We start from the raw sequence: 5395 nt of genomic DNA, 5'->3' as shown, positions 1-5395 counted from the left end.
AAAAGGTATTGTTCCTGTTATCCCTTCCAAGAAAAACAGAAAAACAAAACGTTATTTTGACAAGAATTTATATAAATTCCGACATCTTATTGAGAATATGTTTCTCAAAATTAAGCAATGGAGAGGAATCTCCACTAGGTATGCAAAGAACACAGCATCCTTCTTGGCAGCTGTCCAAATTAGATGTATCCATTTATGGGCTAACTTTTTATGACGACACTATCTAGGAAAGGTATGCCATATTTTACATCGCAAGGCAATCCTTTTTGAAGCACCATTTATCTCTTAGGCGTAAGGATAATAGCTAGAGTATACAAAATTTTTGTAAATTCAGCACGTTAGCTAAAATGTATTCTAAGCCTTAGCATCGTATTATTTTGTATACTAAACCTAAATATAAAAAAGCCCAAGTAGACGTGGTAAATAGTATGTAGATAGCGTGTATTAAAATAGTCTTTTGGTGCTGGCAATTTTTGTTAATTTGTAGTGATTATGCATATGGTTTACGCGTATCTTCGCAATCAATTTAAGGCGTCTAAGAATGGATTGCGCCAACTTATTTTAATACATATTTTAAGTTTTCTATTTCTTTTTTTGTTTGATACTGCGTGTTATATCTGTGGTTGTAAAGATTATTTTTCTTGGCTTTATAGCCAATTAACCTTTCCTTCTTTTTATCCATTGTTGCTACAGCGACCATGGACCATTATTACCTACTCTTTTATCCATAAGGGTTTTATAGATTTGTTTTGGGATATTTTTATATTGTATATGTTTGGGCAAAGAATACCAGCCATTACACGTTCAAAACATATGTTCCGCCTTTATGGCTTGGGACAACTAGTAGGTGCGGTTGTGTTTGGTATAGTATATCACTTTGCGCCCCCTTTTAAGGGCATCGTTACTGATCTTACTGGTCCTTCGGCCGCCATTTATGCTATTATGGTTGCTGTTTGTGTATGCATGCCTAATGTAAGGTTGTATTGCTTCTTTTTCTCGTTGCCCTTAAGATATATTGCATTTGCTTTGCTGTTGATTGCGCTTTTCCATGTTCGCACGCAATATGGAGGTGTTTATTTAGCCCAGTTGGGTGGTGCGCTGGTTGGATATGTCTATGGGAAGCTTTGTAAAAATGATATGGATATGAACCGGTCTTTTGTTAGTACATCTAGTGTACATAGGACCTATATGTCTGTTAAGGTTACCAAGCAGCAGAATAACTAACCATACAATATCCTATACCCTGTGTTATTTTTACTGGTTGCCTATGGAGTAATTTTTCTTTGTAATGTGTTATGTTTTGTGAAATATGATTGAACCCTTTAACAGATCGATAACCATGAAAATCCCATTTAACCAAAGTTAATTTTTACGTGTACCTCACTTTAGCAGGATGTTTTTTAGAATTATAAAAATAGTAAGTAAGCTATTTGGAATGGCTTGTATCGTCGAACTAGTAAGAGAAAAATTAGCCGTATGCATCTATACGTTCCAGCATGGTCTCAAAAAAAAGGCCAAAAAAGTAGGCTGGATCTTGTTGATCTTTTCCACAGCTTTTATTTTATTTGGTTTAGGATTGCGTTTCTTATTACTTGGACTGGCCTGTTGGTTGAATCAAATCCTCTCTAGTACCTATTTAGGTTTCTTAATGGTGGCATTTTTTTGCTTTTTAATGGTGGGAGTTGTCTTGCTTATGTTCCGGAGTCATATGAATGACCAAGCAGCTGATCAAGAAAAAATTACCGATGCCTAATCGATAGGCTATAGCTCTTATTTTGCTTGGATAATCCCCTGGATAATCCCCTATTGATTGTAATCTATTACAATTTACTAAAATTGTATGATGTTCCCGTTTTCTATACCTCTGCTATTGGTAGCTGCTTTTTTAGTATTGACCCTAGTGGTAGGTTTTACGAGCAAAAACCCAACCACATTCCGTGCATATGCTGTAGATAATCAACAGGTTTCTACGTTTAGATTAGTGGTTACGGTATTGGCTACTACTTTTGATAGCACATTACTGATAAATAGGGTAGGTGTTCATCATAATACAGTTAACTTCTTTAGTAGTATTCCTGTCTTGTTTTATATCCCTTTAATTTTACAGTTTATTGCTCTATTCTGGGTTCGTATGGTTCCATTTATGAAGCATTTTTCTGTTATAGAAACGATAGGTAAAGTATATGGCCAATACCCCAGGGTTATTGCAGGTCTATTTTGTATACTTTATTGTATTGAAGTGGTTTTTTGTCAAATCACTTCAATATACTTTATCATCAGTATCTGTATAGATTCAGTTGATCCTAAATGCATTGGTATATTGGTAACACTAGTAGTTGTTTTGTATGCTGCTTTAGGGGGTATTCGTTCCGTTACCAATTCTGATATGTTGCAGGGTATAATTTTTATCTCTATTATTTCCCTTATTGCTAGGCTTATGTTTTTAAAAACAGGCCAATCTATTTTAGAAGTTCTATCGTTTTTACATAAAAAAGAAAGATTGGCGTTCAACAGCTTATTTAATTGTGATATTGCACGATGGAAATTTTTTCTATTTTTTCCATATTGTGCCCTTCGTATTTATGACCCTACTGTTCTTCATAGGGTTTACATGTGTTCTAGTCCCCTACAAGTCAAAAAAGTGTTTTTTTACAGCAGTTTGGTTGCTTGCCTTATAATCTTTTTTTTATGGCTTATTGGTTTATTTATTTTTGTAGTAAATCCAACTTTATCAATAACGGAAATTTGGCAGTATATAGTAGCTGGTATGCCGTTTTTTTTACAAGGATTGGTTGTAATTTGTGTATTAGGTTTGGCTATGTCTACCGCTGATTCTTATTTACATCTTTGTTCTGTTGTAGTTGGCCATGATCTGATGGAAAGCATTCGAAGGGCAAAGCCTGTTTCTGATAAGCTTCGTATTCAAGTGTCTAAATGGACGATAGTAATAGTCGGTTTATTGCTGATGATATTAGTTTGGTATGATAATCGACCATTGGAGTGTACTGGATATAGTGGTATTCTTAGTAAAAGAGGTATTTATATTTTTTGTTTTTTTCAGTGTTCATTGTCTACCCTTTTTATTTTAGCTCTTTTTGGTTTTCGTAGTACTTCTTCTACTGCTTTTATAGGTATGACAACATTTATGTTGTTTTGTTGGATTGCTCTACAATTGGGCTGTAATGTTTTACTATTTATTATTATAGCTAGTTCCGTAACCAGTATCTTAACCATGCTAGCGGCACACTATCTGTTGCCACAACCAACTGGTAAAGGGTGGGTTGGTCTAAATGCGCAACAGAAACGACTGGTAGAGCTTACTGGCCTATTTAGGAAGTTTAAAAAAAAGCTTCATATAGAATAGTGTGCGCCATATGAATGACCAATTAGCTGATCAGGAAAAAATTATGGATGGGTCAAGGATTTTGTTCATTGTCGGAAGTGATTCTGTTATTTGTCTGTATGAAATGCCGTTTTTCATTAAGCTGTAGAGATCTGGAAGAAATGATGCATATGAGAGGCGCAAATATTGATCACTCTAGGCTACAAAGATGGGTTCTTAAGTTTGTTCCGCTCATAGATCAAGAAGTAAGAAAAAGGAAAGGCCCAATTAGTAGTAGTTGGAGGATGGATGAAACTTAGGTCAAACTAAATGGTAAGTGGATCTATTTATATAGAGTAGTAGATCGTTATGGAGATACGGTTGATTTTTTTCTAAGTGAGCGTAGAGATAAATCTGCAGCGCTTTCTTTTTTTAATAAGGCTATCAAAGCGAATAATAGGCCATACAAAGTAGTAGTTGATAAAAGCGGTAGTAATAAGCCTGCTCTTGATGCTTTAAATACAGCATTAGATCAAAGTCATAAAATTCAAATATTTCAAAATAAATACTTGAATAATAGAGTCGAACAAGACCATAGTTTTATAAAAAAACGGATAAAACCCATCTTGCGATTTAAGCGTTTTCATGCCGCTAACATTACCATTACAGGAATAGAAAATATTAGAATAATTCAAAAAGGACAATTAATCGGATCAAAAAAACAAGTATATACTTTTGACAACTTTGCTAAACTTATGGCCGCATAATATCCAAAATTGAAGACAAGAAGGAGAGCTGTATAAAGTCAACCACAGACGCGACAGAGCCTTCAGAGCGTAATCCCTGAATCTACTCGATAATCTGTAAATAGCCAATTCCCTAGAGTTACCAAAAATAAAAGCGTATTTCCTAACGATATAGCTGTTTTTAAAACCTTATATTTAACTATTAACTACATGACCAAAAAGTGGACCATGCCTATTCATAATTGGAGTTAGGCTATAGCATATTTTTTAATTAAATTTGAAAAGAGAATGCAATAAAACATAAAAATATTTTACACACTTAATTGGACAGAGCCAAGAAAGCAGCCAGTATCATTATGGTTCACAACCAGCCCTTTGGTGAAATGGAACCTTCTGAGTATGACCTGGATGCTACAGATCGAATGATTCAAGTAGGTAGAATATTAGATATCCATGTTATGGATCATTTAATTATTTCCGAAAGGCAATACCATGGCTATTATAGTTTCGCTGATTATAGAGTTATGGATAGATTGCGTAAGAGTATTAAATATATTCCTAGTTTCGAACTAAAAGAGCAATTTGAAAAAAAGTTTGATTGTATACAAAAAAGTTTCAAGAAGAACTTAAACTATCTAAAAAACAAAGCAAAGAAAAAGATAATCTAGAGGGTAAAGAAGAAAGGAACAAAGAAATAGCTGAATCTATGCTTAAAAAAGGTTATACACTAGAAGATATTATGGCCCTTACTGGCTTATCTAAATCTGATATTCAAGATATTAATAGAATATAGGGGCTCTTTCTCTTTGGTCATGAAGTATTATATAATCATTATACTATGGTTAATAGGTAGTTTCTCTGATGTTAAGAAATATTTTAAATCGTATCGTTCTTCTCCTACAGTACATATAATACAACCAGATCAATGGGATACTTTTCATAAGAAACGGGAAAAAATTAGAATAGTTGTAATTATTGATGTATTTCGGGCTTGTACTACAGCTGCCTATGTCTTAAATCATAATCCAGAAACTTATATATTAGCCAGTAAAAGTTATATTATTGAACGGTTGGCATCCAATTTTGAAAATCCTTTATTAATCGGCTCTGTCCAATTAAGTGTGTAAAATATTTTTATGTTTTATTGAATTCTCTTTTCAAATTTAATTAAAAAATGTGCTATAGCCTCACTCCAATTATGAATAGGCATGGTCCACTTTTTGGTCATGTAGTTAATAGTTAAATATAAGGTTTTAAAAACAGCTATATCGTTAGGAAATACTCTTTTATTTTTAGTAACTCTACGGAATTGGCTATTTACAGATTC

7 protein-coding genes and 2 pseudogenes are annotated in these 5395 nt (G+C 33.6%); 8 read left to right on the top strand and 1 reads right to left on the bottom strand.

The window, feature by feature from the left end:
* From ACRRVB_RS01030 to ACRRVB_RS00995, 8 genes and pseudogenes are all read left to right on the top strand, one after another.
* Nucleotides 1-214: pseudogene (locus ACRRVB_RS01030) on the top strand (IS5/IS1182 family transposase); the annotation flags it as partial.
* 284 nt (nt 215-498) lie between these two features.
* Entirely contained in the window at nt 499-1224 is a 726-nt protein-coding gene (locus ACRRVB_RS01025) for a rhomboid family intramembrane serine protease (RefSeq protein ID WP_432466156.1), read from the top strand.
* A gap of 169 nt (nt 1225-1393) precedes the next feature.
* Nucleotides 1394-1753 carry a phage holin family protein gene (locus tag ACRRVB_RS01020; protein ID WP_432466155.1) on the top strand — a complete coding sequence of 120 codons (360 nt, stop codon included), beginning with the start codon at nt 1394-1396 and terminating at the stop codon, nt 1751-1753.
* Nucleotides 1754-1843: 90 nt separating this feature from the next.
* Complete coding sequence (locus tag ACRRVB_RS01015) at nt 1844-3364, top strand: sodium:solute symporter family protein (RefSeq protein WP_432466154.1); 1521 nt, start codon at nt 1844-1846, stop codon at nt 3362-3364.
* A 47-nt stretch (nt 3365-3411) separates the two neighbouring features.
* Nucleotides 3412-4089, top strand: a pseudogene (locus tag ACRRVB_RS01010) (IS6 family transposase).
* Nucleotides 4090-4391: 302 nt separating this feature from the next.
* Nucleotides 4392-4736 carry a JAB domain-containing protein gene (locus tag ACRRVB_RS01005; protein WP_432466153.1) on the top strand — a complete coding sequence of 115 codons (345 nt, stop codon included), beginning with the start codon at nt 4392-4394 and terminating at the stop codon, nt 4734-4736.
* Nucleotides 4667-4861, top strand: a complete 195-nt coding sequence (locus ACRRVB_RS01000; protein WP_432466157.1) for an Rpn/YhgA-type helix-turn-helix domain-containing protein — start codon at nt 4667-4669, stop codon at nt 4859-4861. Before ACRRVB_RS01005 ends, ACRRVB_RS01000 begins: the two co-directional genes overlap by 70 nt.
* A gap of 19 nt (nt 4862-4880) precedes the next feature.
* Nucleotides 4881-5195 carry a 2-phosphosulfolactate phosphatase gene (locus ACRRVB_RS00995; RefSeq protein ID WP_432466152.1) on the top strand — a complete coding sequence of 105 codons (315 nt, stop codon included), beginning with the start codon at nt 4881-4883 and terminating at the stop codon, nt 5193-5195.
* Nucleotides 5196-5209: 14 nt separating this feature from the next.
* On the opposite strand, the gene ACRRVB_RS00990 is transcribed toward ACRRVB_RS00995, so the two are convergent.
* On the bottom strand, nt 5210-5395 hold a 186-nt coding region (locus ACRRVB_RS00990), incomplete at its 5' end, for a transposase (protein WP_432446213.1).

Source organism: Candidatus Cardinium hertigii, from assembly GCF_050864855.1.
Taxonomy (GTDB): domain Bacteria; phylum Bacteroidota; class Bacteroidia; order Cytophagales; family Amoebophilaceae; genus Cardinium; species Cardinium hertigii_C.
The sequence above is the reverse complement of the archived record's forward strand: the minus strand, read 5'-3'. Positions and strand labels throughout refer to the sequence as shown.

Excerpts from the sequence above, each read along its gene's own strand:
- ACRRVB_RS00995 (WP_432466152.1), top strand. The coding sequence starts at position 4,881 with ATGAAGTATTATATAATCATTATACTATGGTTAATAGGTAGTTTCTCT.
- ACRRVB_RS01025 (WP_432466156.1), top strand. The coding sequence starts at position 499 with ATGGTTTACGCGTATCTTCGCAATCAATTTAAGGCGTCTAAGAATGGA.
- ACRRVB_RS01020 (WP_432466155.1), top strand. The coding sequence starts at position 1,394 with ATGTTTTTTAGAATTATAAAAATAGTAAGTAAGCTATTTGGAATGGCT.
- ACRRVB_RS01015 (WP_432466154.1), top strand. The coding sequence starts at position 1,844 with ATGTTCCCGTTTTCTATACCTCTGCTATTGGTAGCTGCTTTTTTAGTA.